At 66.1% G+C, this 15,954-nt stretch carries 3 protein-coding genes; all 3 read left to right on the top strand.

Annotated features, from left to right (window positions below):
* Positions 1–312 precede the first annotated feature (312 nt).
* Positions 313–13,329 (top strand): non-ribosomal peptide synthetase, encoded by a 13,017-nt coding sequence (locus J4D28_RS12895; RefSeq protein ID WP_103330991.1) that lies wholly within the window; start codon positions 313–315, stop codon positions 13,327–13,329.
* A gap of 196 nt (positions 13,330–13,525) precedes the next feature.
* Positions 13,526–14,344, top strand: a complete 819-nt coding sequence (locus J4D28_RS12890) for an alpha/beta fold hydrolase (RefSeq protein WP_009050072.1) — start codon at positions 13,526–13,528, stop codon at positions 14,342–14,344.
* A gap of 218 nt (positions 14,345–14,562) precedes the next feature.
* The gene (locus tag J4D28_RS12885; RefSeq protein WP_009050071.1) at positions 14,563–15,615 is read left to right on the top strand and encodes a hypothetical protein; all 1,053 of its coding nucleotides are present in this window, start codon (positions 14,563–14,565) and stop codon (positions 15,613–15,615) included.
* The last annotated feature ends 339 nt before the right edge of the window (positions 15,616–15,954 follow it).

Genomic DNA, 15,954 nt, shown 5'->3' with positions numbered 1-15,954 from the left:
CGAGCGACAAATTATGTTGAATGATAATGATTGTCAATTGAGAAAGAGAATTAATGATCCTCTTTGGTGCGCAGTGAGAACTGCGGCTCGTTGTCGCACTTTGTGAAGGTGTTCGAGGGGTGGGTGGGGACTAATTATTTCAAGACGCCATCCGTTCTCATTGGAGAAAGGCTACGGGTGGAACATCCCGCCACAGCAGTCTCCAGATGCCCCGTTCCGAGGGCAGGGGCCTTTATTTTTCAAAGGTTTATGTAACGGTCGCGGCCTTGGTCCGCGGCTCTACGTGCAAGCACAATCCGCGCAGGAAACCCCATGATGGACGCGTTCGAACTCCCCAGCACTCTGGCTCAAGCCCTTCAACGCCGGGCGGCTCAGACCCCCGATCAAGTGGCCTTGCGCTTTCTTGCCGAAGAGCAGGATCAGAGCGTGGTCCTCAGTTATCGCGACCTGGATCTGCGCGCCCGGACCATCGCCGCGGCGCTGCAGGCCAATGCCGGTCTGGGCGATCGCGCGGTGCTGCTGTTCCCCAGCGGCCCGGACTATGTCGCGGCGTTTTTCGCCTGCCTGTATGCCGGGGTCATCGCGGTGCCGGCCTATCCGCCGGAGTCGAGCCGACGCCATCACCAGGAGCGGCTGATCTCGATCATCGCCGACGCTGAGCCGCGGCTGCTGCTGACCAGCAGCGGGCTGCGCGATTCCCTGGCGCAGATGGACGAGCTACAAGGCGCCGACGCGCCGCAGCTGCTCTGCGTGGACACCCTGGAGGCGAGCCTGGCCGAAGTCTGGACGGCCACCGAACTGCGCGGCGACGACATCGCCTTCCTGCAATACACCTCGGGTTCCACCGCCTTGCCCAAGGGCGTGCAAGTCAGCCACGGCAACCTGGTGGCCAACGAACTGCTGATCCGCCGCGGCTTCGGCATCGACCTCAACCCCGACGACGTGATCGTCAGCTGGCTGCCGCTGTACCACGACATGGGCCTGATCGGCGGCCTGCTGCAACCGATCTTCAGCGGTGTGCCCTGCGTATTGATGTCGCCGGCCTACTTCCTCGGCCGGCCGTTGCGCTGGCTGGAGGCGATCAGCGAATACGGCGGCACCATCAGCGGCGGCCCGGACTTCGCCTACCGCCTGTGCAGCGAGCGGGTCAGCGAGTCGGCCCTGGAGCGCCTGGACCTCAGTCGCTGGCGCGTGGCCTATTCCGGGTCCGAGCCGATCCGCCTGGACACCCTGGAGCGCTTCGCCGAGAAGTTCGCCGCCTGCGGTTTCACCCCGAACAACTTCTTTGCCTCTTATGGCCTGGCCGAAGCCACCCTGTTTGTCGCCGGCGGCACCCGTGGCCAGGGCATCCCGGCCCTGCGCCTGGACGAGCAGGCCCTGGCGCAGAACCGCGCCGAGCCGGGCACCGGCAACGCCATGATGAGCTGCGGCACCAGTCAGCCCGAGCACGCCGTGCTGATCGTCGAGCCGCACACCCTGGTCGAGCTGGAAGACAATCTGGTCGGCGAAGTCTGGGCCGCCGGCCCGAGCATCGCCCATGGTTACTGGCGCAACCCCGAGGCGTCGGCCAAGACCTTCGTTCAGCACGCCGGCCAGACCTGGCTGCGCACCGGCGACTTGGGTTTCATGCGCGGTGGCGAGCTGTTCATTACCGGTCGCTTGAAAGACATGCTGATCGTGCGTGGCCACAACCTTTATCCACAGGACATCGAGCAGACCATCGAGCGTGAGGTCGAGGTGGTGCGCAAGGGCCGGGTCGCGGCGTTCGCCGTCACCGAACAGGGCGAGGAAGGCATTGGTATCGCCGCGGAAATCAGCCGCAGCGTGCAGAAGATCCTCACGCCGGAGGCGCTGATCAAGCTGATTCGCCAGACCGTGGCCGAGGCCTATCAGCAAGCGCCGAGCGTGGTGGTCCTGCTTAACCCCGGCGCGTTGCCCAAGACCTCCAGCGGCAAGCTGCAACGTTCGGCCTGCCGCAACCGCCTGGCCGATGGCAGCCTCGACAGTTATGCCCAGTTTCCTAGTCGCCAGGCGGCGATCGACGAGGCCAGCGGCGAAGCGAGCAGCGAACTGCAAGAGCTGATCGGCCGCATCTGGCGCGAACAGCTGCACGTCGAGCAAGTGGCGAGCGACGATCACTTTTTCCTGCTGGGCGGCAACTCCATCGCCGCGACCCAGGTCGTCGCGCGCCTGCGTGAAGAACTCGGCCTGGAGCTGAACCTGCGCCTGCTGTTCGAGGCGCCGACCCTCGGCGCTTTCGCCGCGCAGGTCGCGCAATTGCAACAGGACGGCGGCCTGGCCCAGGGCGCGATCAATGCCTTGTCGCGTGCCGAGGCGCTGCCTCAGTCCCTGGCGCAGAATCGCCTGTGGATCACCTGGCAGCTCGACCCGCACAGCAGCGCCTACAACATTCCCGGCGGCCTGCGCCTGCGCGGCGAGCTGGACGAAGACGCCCTGCGCGCCAGCTTCCAGCAACTGATCGAGCGTCATGAATCCCTGCGCACGCGCTTTTTCGAGCGCGACGGCCAGGCGCTGCAACAGGTCGAAGCCGCCGGCGAATTCAACCTGCAGGTGATCGACCTCAGCGACTTGCCGCTGGCCGAGCGCGAGGCGCGGGCGCAACAGATCCGCGAGGAGGAAGCCCGTACCCAGTTCGACCTGGAACAAGGCCCGCTGCTCTGGGTGACCCTGGTGCGCCTCGACGACGAAGAGCACCAACTGCTGGTGACCCTGCACCACATCATCGCCGATGGCTGGTCGCTGAATGTGCTGATCGACGAGTTCTCGCGCCTGTATGCCGCCGCCGTGCAAGGCCAGGCGGCGAGCCTGGCGCCGTTGCCGCTGCAATACGCCGACTACGGCAGCTGGCAGCGCCAGTGGCTGGCCCAGGGCGAAGGCGAGCGGCAACTGGCCTACTGGAAACAGCAGTTGGGCGATGAGCACCCAAGCCTGAGCCTGGCCACCGATCACCCGCGCTCGGCGCAGCGGCAACACAGCGCCGCGCGCCACAGCCTGCGCCTGGGGGCGAGCCTGAGCGAAGCCATCCGCCAGACCGCCCAGGCCCATGAATCCACACCTTTCATGCTGTTGCTCACGGCGTTCCAGAGCCTGCTGCATCGCTACAGCGGCCAGCGCGACATCCGCATCGGCGTGCCCAACGCCAACCGTCCGCGCCTGGAAACCCAGGGCCTGATCGGCTTTTTCATCAACACCCTGGTGCTGCGCGCCGAGGTGGATGGTCGCCTGCCATTTAGCGCGTTGCTGGCGCAGACCCGCCAGGCCGCGCTGGAAGCCCAGGCCCATCAGGACCTGCCGTTCGAGCAACTGCTCGAAGCCTTCCCCCAGGCCCGCGAACAGGGTCTGTTCCAGGTCATGTTCAACCACCAGCAACGCGACCTCGGCGCCCTGCGCCGGTTGCCCGGGCTGCTGGCCGAAGAGCTGCCGTGGCACAGCCGCGAGGCCAAGTTCGACCTGCAACTGCACAGCGAAGAAGACCGCAACGGCCGCCTGAGCCTGTCCTTCGACTACGCCGCCGAGCTGTTCGAGGCCGCGACCGTCGAGCGCCTGGCCGAGCATTTCGTCAGCCTGCTGCGCGAGGCCTGCGAGCGTCCGCAGACCGCCATCGCCGACTTGCCGTTGCTCAACCCCTGCGAGCAGGCGCAGCAGCAACAGTGGAGCGAAGCCCCTTGCGCGGCGGCCAGCCAATGGCTGCCCGAGCTGCTCGACGCACAACTGCAACAGACCCCGGAGCGCACCGCGCTGGTGTGGCAGGGCGGCGAGCTGAGCTTCGCCGAGCTGCATGCCCAGGCCAACCGCCTGGCCCATTACCTGCGCGACAAAGGGGTCGGTCCGGATGTCTGCGTGGCCATCGCCGCCGAGCGTTCGCCGCAGCTGTTGATCGGCCTGCTGGCGATCGTCAAGGCTGGCGGCGCCTATGTGCCGCTGGACCCGGACTACCCGGCCGAACGCCTGGCCTACATGCTGGTCGACAGTGGCGTCGAGCTGCTGCTGACCCAGACCCAGCTGCTCGAGCGTCTGCCCCAGGCCGAGGGTGTCAGCGCCATCGCCATGGACAGCCTCAAGCTCGACAGCTGGCCGAGCCATGCGCCGGGCCTGCACCTGCACGGCGACAACCTGGCGTATGTGATCTACACCTCCGGCTCCACCGGTCAGCCCAAGGGCGTGGGCAACACCCATGCGGCCCTGAGCGAACGCTTGCAGTGGATGCAGAACACTTACCGCCTGGATGCCAGCGATGTGCTGATGCAAAAGGCGCCGATCAGCTTCGACGTGTCGGTGTGGGAATGCTTCTGGCCGCTGATCACCGGCTGCCGCCTGCTGCTGGCCGCGCCGGGTGAACACCGCGACCCGCATCGCATCGCCCAGTTGGTGCAGCAATACGGCGTGACCACGCTGCACTTCGTGCCGCCGCTGTTGCAGCTGTTCGTCGATGAGCCGCTGAGCGACGAGTGCGGCAGCCTGCGCCGGCTGTTCTCCGGTGGCGAAGCCTTGCCGGCCGAATTGCGCGACCGGGTGCTGGAGCAACTGCCGAACGTCCAGTTGCACAACCGTTATGGCCCGACCGAAACCGCGATCAACGTCACCCACTGGCATTGCCGCAGCAGCGATGGCGAGCGCTCGCCCATCGGCCGGCCGCTGGGCAATGTGATCTGCCGGGTACTGGATGCCGACCTCAACCCGGTGCCGGCCGGCGTGCCGGGCGAGCTGTGCATTGCCGGGATCGGCCTGGCCCGTGGTTACCTCGGGCGGCCGGGGCTGAGCGCCGAACGTTTTGTCGTCGACCCGCTGAGCACCGAGGGCGCGCGCCTGTACCGCACCGGCGACCGAGTGCGCTGGGCGGCCGATGGTGCGCTGGAATACCTCGGGCGCCTCGATCAGCAGGTCAAACTGCGCGGCTTTCGGGTCGAACCCCAGGAAATCGAAGCGCGCCTGCTGGCCCAGGAGGGCGTGGCCCAGGCCGCGGTACTGGTGCGCGAGACCGCGGCCGGTGCACAGCTGATCGGTTATTACACCGCCACTGCGGATGTGGAAGATGAGGAGGTGCAGATCGCGCGCCTGAAAACCGCCCTGGCCAGCGAGTTGCCGGAGTACATGGTGCCGGCGCAACTGATGCTTCTTTCGGCCATGCCGCTGAGCCCGAGCGGCAAGCTCGACCGCCGCGCCTTGCCGGAGCCGCAATGGCAGGTGCGTGAACACGTCGAGCCGGTCACCGAACTGCAACAACAGATCGCGGCGATCTGGCGCGAGGTGCTGGGGCAGCAGCGCATTGGCTTGCGCGATGACTTCTTTGCCCTGGGCGGCCACTCGCTGCTGGCCACGCAGATCATTTCCCGGACCCGCCAGGCCTGCGACGTCGAGTTGCCGCTGCGGGCCTTGTTCGAAGCCAGCGAGCTGGGCGACTTCGCCGAGCAGGTGCGGCTGATCCAGGAATCCGGCAAGCGCAACCAGCAACAGCCGATCGCCAAGGTCGACCGCAGCGCGCCTGTACCGCTGTCCTATTCCCAGCAGCGCATGTGGTTCCTCTGGCAGATGGAGCCGGACAGCCCGGCCTACAACGTCGGCGGCATGGCGCGTTTCAAGGGCGTGCTGGATGTCGGGCGTTTCGAGGCGGCGCTGCAGGCGCTGATCCTGCGTCACGAAACCCTGCGTACCACTTTCCCCAGCGTCGACGGCGTGGCCCGGCAACGGGTGCACGCTGAAACCGGCGTGCGCATGGCCTGGAAGGACTTCTCCAGCCTGGATGCAGCGGCCCGCGAACAGCGCCTGCAACAGCTGGCCGACAGCGAGGCGCACCAGCCATTCGACCTGGAAACCGGTCCGCTGCTGCGCGCCTGCCTGGTCAAGGCGGCGGAGCATGAGCACTACTTCGTGCTGACCCTGCACCACATCGTCACCGAAGGCTGGGCGATGGATATCTTCGCCCGTGAGCTGAGCGCGTTGTACGAAGCCTTTATCGACGACCGCGACTCGCCGCTGGAACCGCTGCCGGTGCAGTACCTGGACTACAGCGTCTGGCAGCGCCAGTGGCTGGAGTCCGGCGAGCGTCAGCGCCAGCTGGATTACTGGACCGCGCAACTGGGCAACGAACACCCGCTGCTGGAACTGCCGGGCGACCGTCCGCGGCCGCCGGTGCAAAGCCACCAGGGCGAGCTGTACCGCTTCGACCTCAGCGACGAGCTGGCGGCACGGGTGCGCCGCTTCAACGCGGAACACGGCCTGACCCTGTTCATGACCATGACCGCCACTTTGGCCGTGCTGCTCTATCGCTACAGCGGCCAGACCGACCTGCGCATCGGCGCGCCGGTGGCCAACCGCATCCGTCCGGAAAGCGAAGGGCTGATCGGCGCCTTCCTCAACACCCAGGTACTGCGTTGCCAGCTCGACGGGCAGATGAGCGTCGGCGAGCTGTTCGAGCAGGTGCGGCACACCGTGATCGAAGGCCAGTCCCATCAGGACCTGCCGTTCGACCACCTGGTGGAAGCCCTGCAACCGCCGCGCAGCGCCGCCTACAACCCGCTGTTCCAGGTGATGTGCAACGTCCAGCGCTGGGAGTTCCAGCAGAGCCGCAGCCTGGCCGGGATGACGGTCGAATACCTGGCCAACGATGCGCGGGCCACCAAGTTCGACCTCAACCTGGAAGTCACCGACCTCGATCATCGCCTGGGTTGCTGCCTGACCTACAGCACCGACCTGTTCGACGAGCCGCGCATCGCGCGCATGGCGGCGCACTGGCGCAACCTGCTGGAGGCCTTGATCGAGAGCCCCGAGCAGCGCCTGAGCGAATTGCCGCTGCTGGATCGCGCCGAGCAACAGCAACTGCTGGACAGCCTGGGCGTCGAGCCCGGCGAACATCGCCTGGACCAGCGCATCCATCACCTGTTCAGCGAACAGGCGCTGCTGCGCCCGAACGCGCCGGCCCTGACATTCGCCGGGCAGACCCTGAGCTACGCCGAGCTCGACAGCCGCGCCAACCGCCTGGCCTGGATGCTCCGTGAACGTGGCGTCGGCCCGCAGGTGCGGGTCGGCCTGGCCCTGGAGCGTTCGCTGGAAATGGTCATCGGCCTGCTGGCGATCCTCAAGGCCGGCGGCGCCTACGTGCCGCTGGACCCGGAATACCCGCTGGACCGCCTGCACTACATGATCGAAGACAGTGGCATCGGCCTGCTGCTCAGCGACGCGGCGATGTTCCAGGCCCTGGGCCAGCTGCCGCCGAGCGTGGCGCGCTGGTGCCTGGAAGAGGACGGCGCGCAACTGGCCAACTACCCGGCCGGTGAGCTGCCCTTTATCAGCCTGCCGCAGCACCAGGCGTACCTGATCTACACCTCGGGTTCCACCGGCAAGCCCAAGGGCGTGGTGGTGTCCCATGGCGAGATCGCCATGCATTGCCGTGCGGTGATCGAGCGCTTCGGCATGCGCCCGGACGACTGCGAGCTGCACTTCTATTCCATCAACTTCGACGCCGCCACCGAGCGTCTGCTGGTGCCGCTGCTCAGCGGCGCCCAGGTGGTGCTGCGGGCGCAAGGGCAGTGGGACACCGAAGAGATCTGCCAGCTGATCCGCCAGCACCGCATCAACATCCTCGGCTTCACCCCGAGCTACGGCAGCCAGCTGGCGCAGTGGCTGGCGACCCAGGGCGAAACCCTGCCGGTGCGCATGTGCATCACCGGCGGCGAGGCACTGACCGGCGAGCACCTGAGCCGCATCCGCGCGGCGTTCAAGCCGAGCCTGTTCTTCAACGCCTACGGCCCCACCGAAACCGTGGTCATGCCTTTGGCCAGCCTGGCGCCGGAACAACTGGAGGAGGGCGTCGGCAGTGTGCCGATCGGCACGGTGGTCGGTGAGCGCGTGGCCTACATCCTCGACGCCGATCTCGCTCTGTTGCCACAAGGCGCCACCGGCGAGTTGTATGTCGGCGGGGCCGGCCTGGCCCAGGGTTACCACCAGCGTCCGGGCATGAGCGCCGAGCGCTTCGTCGCCGACCCGTTCAGCGCTAAAGGCGGGCGCCTGTATCGCACCGGCGACCTGGTGCGCCAGTGCGCCGACGGTCAGGTGGAATACATCGGCCGGGTCGACCATCAGGTGAAGATTCGCGGCTTCCGCATCGAGCTGGGGGAAATCGAAAACCGCCTGCTGGAACATGAGGCGGTGCGCGAAGCGGTGGTGCTGGCCCTGGACATGTCCGGCGGCAAACAGCTGGCCGGTTATCTGGTGACCGATGTCGCCGAACAGAGTGACGAGCAGCAAGCTGCCTTGCGCGAAGCGATCAAGGCCCAGCTGAAAATCCACTTGCCGGATTACATGGTGCCCACCCATCTGGTCCTGCTGGCGAGCATGCCGCTGACCGCCAACGGCAAGCTCGACCGCCGTGCCTTGCCGGCACCGGACCTGGAACTCAACCGCCAGCAGTACGTGGCGCCGAGCAACGAGCTGGAGCAAACCCTGGCCCAGGTCTGGTGCGATGTGCTGAACCTGCCGCAGGTCGGCCTGCACGACAACTTCTTCGAACTGGGCGGCGACTCGATCCTGTCGATCCAGGTGGTCAGCCGCGCCCGCCAGCTGGGCATTCATTTCAGCCCGCGGGATTTGTTCCAGCATCAGACCGTGCAGACCCTGGCCGCGGTGGCCAGCCGCAGCGAGCAGATTGTTGCCGAGCAAGGCGTGCTCAGCGGCGAGTCGGGCCTGACGCCGATCCAGCACTGGTTCTTCGACAGCGAGATCCCCGAGCGTCAGCACTGGAACCAGGCGCTGCTGCTGGCGCCGACCCAGGCACTCGATGGGCAGTTGTTGGAGCAAGCGCTGCACGCGGTGCTGGCCCAGCATGACGCCCTGCGCCTGCGCTTTACCCAGGTCGACGGCCAATGGCAGGCGATGCATCAACCGTTGTCCGAAGCGCCGCTGCTGGTGCAGATGCATGTGGCGTCTATGGATCAATGTGTTGCGCTGTTCGCCGAGGCTCAGCGCAGCCTCGACCTGGCCAACGGACCGCTGTTGCGCGCACTGTTGGTGGACGGTCCGGATGAGCAGCAACGCCTGTTTATCGCCATTCACCACCTGGTGGTCGACGGCGTGTCCTGGCGGGTGCTGCTGGAGGATCTGCAAAACCTCTACCGCCAGCTTGAAGCTCAGCAGACGCCGCGCCTGCCGGCGAAAACCAGCGCCTTGCGCGATTGGGCGTCACGCCTGCAGGCCTATGCCGGCAGCGAGTCGCTGCGCGAAGAGTTGAGCTGGTGGCAGGACCAACTGGCTGGCCCGGCGGCGATGCTGCCGGTGCAACACGCTGAGGGCGGGCGGCAGAACAAGCATGCCCGGACCGTCAGCGTGAAACTGGATGCCGAGCGCACCCGGCAGTTGCTGCAACAGGCGCCGAGCGCTTACCGCACCCAGGTCAACGACCTGCTGCTGACGGCCCTGGCCCGCGTACTCTGCCGTTGGACCGGCGAGGCTTCGGCGCTGATCCAGCTCGAAGGCCACGGCCGCGAAACCCTGTTCGACGAGATCGACCTGACCCGCACGGTCGGCTGGTTCACCAGCGCTTACCCGCTGCGCCTGACCCCGCTGGCTATAGAGGAAGCGGCCGGGCAGGGCGCCTCGATCAAGGCGATCAAGGAACAGCTGCGCGCCGTACCGCACAAAGGCCTGGGTTATGGTGTGCTGCGCTACCTGGCCGACGCGGCGATCCAGCAGGGCATGGCGGCCTTGCCGCACGCGCCGATCACCTTCAACTACCTGGGCCAGTTCGACCAGAGCTTTGCCAGCGACGCGCTGTTCCGTCCGCTGGACGAGCCGGTGGGCGCCGCCCATTCGCCGGAAGCGCCGCTGCCCAACGAGCTGAGCGTCGACAGCCAGGTCTACGCCGGTGAGCTGGTGCTGCGCTGGACCTTCAGCGGCGAGCGTTTCGACCCGCAGACCATCGACGAGCTGGCCCAGGCCTACCTCGGCGAACTGCACAGCCTGATCGCCCATTGCCTGGAGGACGATGCCGGCGGCCTGACGCCGTCGGACTTCCCCCTGGCGCGCCTGACCCAGGCGCAGCTGGACGCGCTGCCAGTAGCAGCCGGGGTCATCGAAGACGTCTACCCGCTGACCCCGATGCAAGAGGGCATGCTGCTGCACACCCTGCTGGAGCCGGGCACCGGCCTGTACTACATGCAGGACCGCTACCGCATCAACAGCGAGCTGGACCCGGCGCGTTTCGCCCAGGCCTGGCAGGCGGTGGTGGCTCGTCACGAAGCCCTGCGCGCGTCCTTCTGCTGGAACGTCGGCGAAGACATGCTGCAAGTTATCCACAAGCCGGGCGGCACGCCGATCGAGTTCCTGGATTGGAGTGCCGTCGCGCAAGACGAGCAGGAGCCGAAGTTGCAGGCGCTGCTGAAAAGCGAACGCGAGGCCGGTTTCGATCTGCTCGAGCAGGCGCCGTTCCACCTGCGGCTGATCCGCGTGGGGGCCGCGCGCTACTGGTTCATGATGAGCAACCACCACATCCTGATCGATGCCTGGTGCCGTTCGCTGTTGATGAACGACTTCTTCGAGATCTACACCGCCCTGGGCGAAGGTCGCGAAGCCCAGCTCAGCGTGCCGCCACGCTACCGCGATTACATCGGCTGGCTGCAACGCCAGAGCCTGGCCGAGGCGCGCCAGTGGTGGAAAAACAACCTGCAAGGCTTCGAGCGCACCACGCCGATTCCGAGCGACCGGCCGTTCCTGCGTGAGCACGCCGGCGACAGCGGCGGCATGATCGTCGGTGACTGCTACACCCGGCTCGATGCCCGCGACGGTGCGCAACTGCGCGAGTTGGCGCAGCAGCATCAACTGACCGTCAACACCTTCGCCCAGGCGGCCTGGGCCCTGGTCCTGCGGCGCCTGAGCGGTGAGCGTGACGTGCTGTTCGGCGTCACCGTGGCTGGGCGCCCGGTGGAAATGCCGGAGATGCAGCGCACCGTCGGCCTGTTCATCAACAGCATCGCGCTGCGGGTGAAGTTGCCGGAAGACGGTCAGCGCCTGAGCGTGCGTCAATGGCTGGGCGGCCTGCTGGAACGCAACATGGAGCTGCGTGAGTACGAATACCTGCCGCTGGTGGCGATCCAGGAGAACAGCGAACTGCCCAAGGGCCAGCCGCTGTTCGACAGCCTGTTCGTGTTCGAGAACGCGCCGGTGGAAGTCTCGGTGCTGGACCGCGCGCAAAGCCTGAACGCCACCTCGGATTCCGGCCGCACCCACACCAACTTCCCGCTGACCGCGGTGTGCTACCCGGGGGATGACCTGGGGCTGCACCTGTCCTACGACCAGCGCTACTTCGAGCAAGCGACCATCGAGCGCATGCTCGGCGAGTTCAAGCGCCTGCTGCTGGCGCTGGTGCAGGGCTTCCATGGCGACATGGCCGAGCTGCCGCTGCTGGGCGCAGAAGAACAGGACTTCCTGCTCGCCGGCTGCAACCAGAGCGAGCATGACTACCCGCTGGAGCGCAGCTACGTCGAACTGTTCGAGGCCCAGGTGGCGGCCCATCCGCAACGCATCGCCGCCAGTTGCCAGGAGCTGCAATACAGCTACACCGAACTGAACCAGCGCAGTAACCGCCTGGGCCACGCCCTGATCGCCAATGGCGTGGGTCTGGACCAGCCGGTGGCCCTGCTGGCCGAGCGTAGCCCGGACCTGCTGGGCATGATCATCGGCAGCTTCAAGGCCGGCGCCGGCTACCTGCCGCTGGACCCGGGCCTGCCGGGCCAGCGCCTGGGGCGGATCATCGAGCTGAGCCGCACGCCGTTGCTGGTGTGCACCGCGGCCTGCCAGGCACAGGCGCAAGCCTTGCTGGACGAATTCGCCTGCGCCAACCGACCCCGTTTGTTGGTCTGGGAAGAGGTGCAAGCGGCCGATCATTCGCTGGACAACCCAGGCATTTACAGCGGCCCGGACAACCTGGCCTATGTGATCTACACCTCGGGTTCCACCGGCCTGCCGAAGGGCGTGATGGTCGAGCAGCGCGGCATGCTCAACAACCAACTGAGCAAGGTGCCGTACCTGCAATTGAGCGAAGCCGATGTGATCGCCCAGACCGCGTCGCAGAGCTTCGACATTTCGGTCTGGCAGTTCCTCGCCGCGCCGCTGTTCGGCGCGCGGGTGGACATCGTGCCGAACGCCATCGCCCATGACCCGCAAGGTTTGCTGGCCCATGTACAGGCGCAGCGCATCACGGTGCTGGAAAGCGTGCCGTCGCTGATCCAGGGCATGCTCGCCCAGGAGTCCATCCACCTTGATGGCCTGCGCTGGATGCTGCCGACCGGCGAGGCGATGCCGCCGGAGCTGGCGCACCAATGGCTGTTGCGTTATCCACAGATCGGCCTGGTCAATGCCTACGGTCCGGCCGAGTGCTCGGATGACGTGGCCTTCTACCGCGTCGACATGGCCTCGACCCGTGGCAGCTACCTGCCGATCGGTACGCCGACCGACAACAACCGCCTGTACCTGATGGATGGCGCGCTGGATCTGGTGCCGCTGGGCGCGGTGGGCGAGCTGTGCGTCGCCGGTACCGGGGTCGGTCGTGGTTACGTCAGCGATCCGCTGCGCACCGCGCAGGTGTTCGTGCCCCATCCGTTCGGTGCCCCGGGCGAACGCCTGTACCGCACCGGCGACCTGGCCCGCCGCCGCGCCGATGGCGTGCTGGAATACGTCGGGCGCATCGACCACCAGGTGAAGATCCGTGGCTACCGCATCGAGCTGGGGGAAATCGAAGCCCGCCTGCACGAACAACCGGAAGTCCGCGACGCGGCGGTCGGCGTGCAGGAAGGCGTCAACGGCAAGCATCTGGTGGGTTATCTGGTGGCCAGCGACTCGGCGCTGAACCCGACGGAACGCCTGGAGCGCATCAAGCAAGGCCTGCGCGCCGAGCTGCCGGAATACATGGTGCCGCTGCACTGGTTGTGGCTGGAACGCCTGCCGCTCAACGCCAACGGCAAGCTCGACCGCAAGGCCCTGCCGGCCCTGGAGATCGGCCAGCTGCACAGCCAGGACTACCTGGCGCCGCGCAGCGAGCTGGAGCAGACCCTGGCCGCTATCTGGGCCGAGGTACTCAAGGTCGAACGGGTCGGGGTCCGGGACAACTTCTTCGAACTGGGCGGGCATTCGCTGCTGGCCACGCAGATCGCCTCGCGGGTGCAGAAGACCCTGCAACGCAACGTGCCGCTGCGGGCGATGTTCGAGTGCAGCACAGTGGAGGAACTGGCGCAGTACATCGACAGCCTGGCGAGCAGTGAAATCAGCGAGGAGAAGGTCGATCGCCTGAGCGATCTGATGGCGGAGCTGGAGGGGCTGTAATCCAGTGTTGTCAGTGCTGGCCCTATCGCGAGCAAGCTCGCTCCTACAGAAGGCGATATGTCCCATGTAGGAGCGAGCTTGCTCGCGAAAAACCTCCAGGCTTGCACGGCCCTTAGGACTTGTCCGATTGACGGCAACCCTTCACCGGCACAGTCTACCGAAGCTTTTTCGCAGCCCACCTGACAGGAGACAGTTGATGCCCTTCGCGACTATTGATGGACAAGCCCTTCACTACCTGGACCAGGGCAGCGGCCCCGCGGTGCTGCTGGCCGGCAGTTACCTGTGGGACCTGAACATGTGGGCGCCGCAGATCGAGGCGCTGTCCCGGCAGTACCGGGTGATCGCCCCGGACCTGTGGGGCCACGGCCAATCCGGCGCGCTGCCGCAAGGCACTGCTTCGCTGGATGACATCGCCCGGCAGGTGCTGGCGCTGCTGGATCATCTTCAGATCGAGCGCATCACCCTGGTCGGCCTGTCCGTGGGCGGCATGTGGGGCGCGCGCCTGGCCCTGGCGGCGCCGCAACGGATCAATGGCCTGGTGCTGATGGACACCTATCTCGGGGCCGAGCCGGAGCCGACCCGCCAGTATTACTTCTCGTTGTTCAAGCAGATCGAAGAGAGCGGGACGATCGCCCCGCAACTGCTGGACATCGTGGTGCCGATTTTCTTCCGTCCGGGCATCGACCCGCAGTCGGCGCTGTACCAGGACTTCCGCGCCGTGCTCGCGGCACTGCCCAGCGAACGCCTGCGCGAAAGCGTGGTGCCCATGGGCCGCATCACCTTCAGCCGCGCAGACCTGCTGTCGCGTCTCAACCAGCTGGACCCCAACACCACCTTGCTGCTGTGCGGCGACCAGGACAAACCGCGCCCACCTTCGGAAACCCGGGAGATGGCCGAGCTGATTGGTTGCCCTTATCAGCTGGTGCCTGAGGCGGGGCATATCTCCAACCTGGAGAACCCGGCGTTTGTCACTGAAGCATTGTTGAAGTTTTTGGCGGAGCGGCATTCCTGCTGATGCCTCGGCGGCGTCTGGGCTGACGTCATCGCGGGCAAGCCTCGCTCCTACAGAAGCCGTATTTTCCCTGGTGGATCGCGGCTTCTGTAGGAGCGGCCGGTCGATGCTCGATTGCCCGCGATTCGATCTCAAGGCTACCACCCGACCCCTCTGCTATAGTCGCGCCCGGCGCAGGTCCAAGCACCTGCGTCGGGCGTTTTCATTCAGGGACAGGGGCCATGACGGAACAGATTTACTGGCGCGATATCGAGGACCTGGCCGGCAACTGGAACGGCCTCGGGGTGGACGTCAAGCGCCCGGCCAGCGGCAAGCCGAACCTGCGCCTGCTCAGTGGCAACAACCGACGCATGCAACTGGTGCTGGGTGACCAGACGCTGCTGTGGGGCAGCATGTCCCGCTGCCTTTACGGCGTGTGGCTGGTACGCAATCACCTGCTGGAGCAATTGCCGCAAACCCTGGTGGGCCCCATCGACTCGCCTCAGGTGGAGCAACAGATACGCCTCGACCCGGCCCTGCGCCTCAAGGCCTGGAGCCGCTTCTTCGTCCAGCAGTTGATGCAGCATCAGCCGGACTTTTTCTACCCCGGCTACTGGCTGGTACGGGCCCTGCGCCCGGAATCCCTCAAGCCGATGCGGCCGTTGCTGAGCGGCACCGAAGCCTGGTACTTCAAGGGCGGTGAAGACGCCCTGAGCCATATGCCGCAGTGGGCGATCTACGGCCGCAACATCCTCGACAACCGGCAACCCGGCGCGGCGCGCTGGGTCGAGTTGGGCGAGAGTGGCGGCGCAGTGGTCGGCCTGCATGCAGTGGACCCGCATTCCGGGCGCCTCAAATGGTGGCGCAAGAAAGCCCGTGAAGGCAGCTTGCCGCCCATCCTGCTGTGGTACGTCAGCGGCCTGAGCTGCCACCTGATTCTCGATGGCCATTACCGCTTGCAGGCGGCCATCGATGAAAACCTTCCACCGCAGTTCCTGGTGCTCAGCTCGCCGCGGCTCTTCAGCTATCGCCCGAACCCGCAAGAGCAGCAGAAGGTGCTGGGGGCCCTGCAGATGCAGATCCAGCGCAAGAACCTGGAGACGGTGCGCTTCAACCAACTACTGATCAGCACCTTCGATGACCGTCCGTATCACGGCTTCGGCAGCCAGTCGTGGGCCGGGATTGCCTCGGAAAAGGTCTGGGTCGATCAGGTCAGCGCCATCCTCAACGAACGGGGAGACACGGACGAACTGGAGAACATCCTTGCCCGCGAAGCACCAGACGAGTTCGCCTGAGCCTTACGCACAAACGCCGAATGCTGACGCCCTTGTAGCCGCTGCCGAGCTCCGCGAGGCTGCGATAGGGCGCGAAGCGGCCGCAAACCAGGCGACGGTATTTTTCCTGACACACCGCATGGGCAGGTTTGGCGCCTGCTACGCAGTCGATCGCAGCCTCGCAGGCTCGGCAGCGGCTACAGGGGGCCGATTCGCTTTCTTTTGTAGGGCATTTCCGGGAAGTGGTTTGCCGCTTGAATACGGGGGGCCTGACGCACTAGCCTGCACAGGTCATTGCGAAATCAATGGCCGGATGTGCAAGTCCGAAACATATCGGGAACGTACGAAGACCCAGAAGTA

The sequence above is a fragment of the Pseudomonas sp. GW531-T4 genome, assembly GCF_017349615.1.
Lineage (GTDB): Bacteria > Pseudomonadota > Gammaproteobacteria > Pseudomonadales > Pseudomonadaceae > Aquipseudomonas > Aquipseudomonas chlororaphis_I.
The sequence above is the reverse complement of the archived record's forward strand: the minus strand, read 5'-3'. Positions and strand labels throughout refer to the sequence as shown.

Coding starts and splice junctions, on each gene's coding strand:
- J4D28_RS12895 (WP_103330991.1), top strand. CDS start 313: ATGATGGACGCGTTCGAACTCCCCAGCACTCTGGCTCAAGCCCTTCAA.
- J4D28_RS12890 (WP_009050072.1), top strand. CDS start 13,526: ATGCCCTTCGCGACTATTGATGGACAAGCCCTTCACTACCTGGACCAG.
- J4D28_RS12885 (WP_009050071.1), top strand. CDS start 14,563: ATGACGGAACAGATTTACTGGCGCGATATCGAGGACCTGGCCGGCAAC.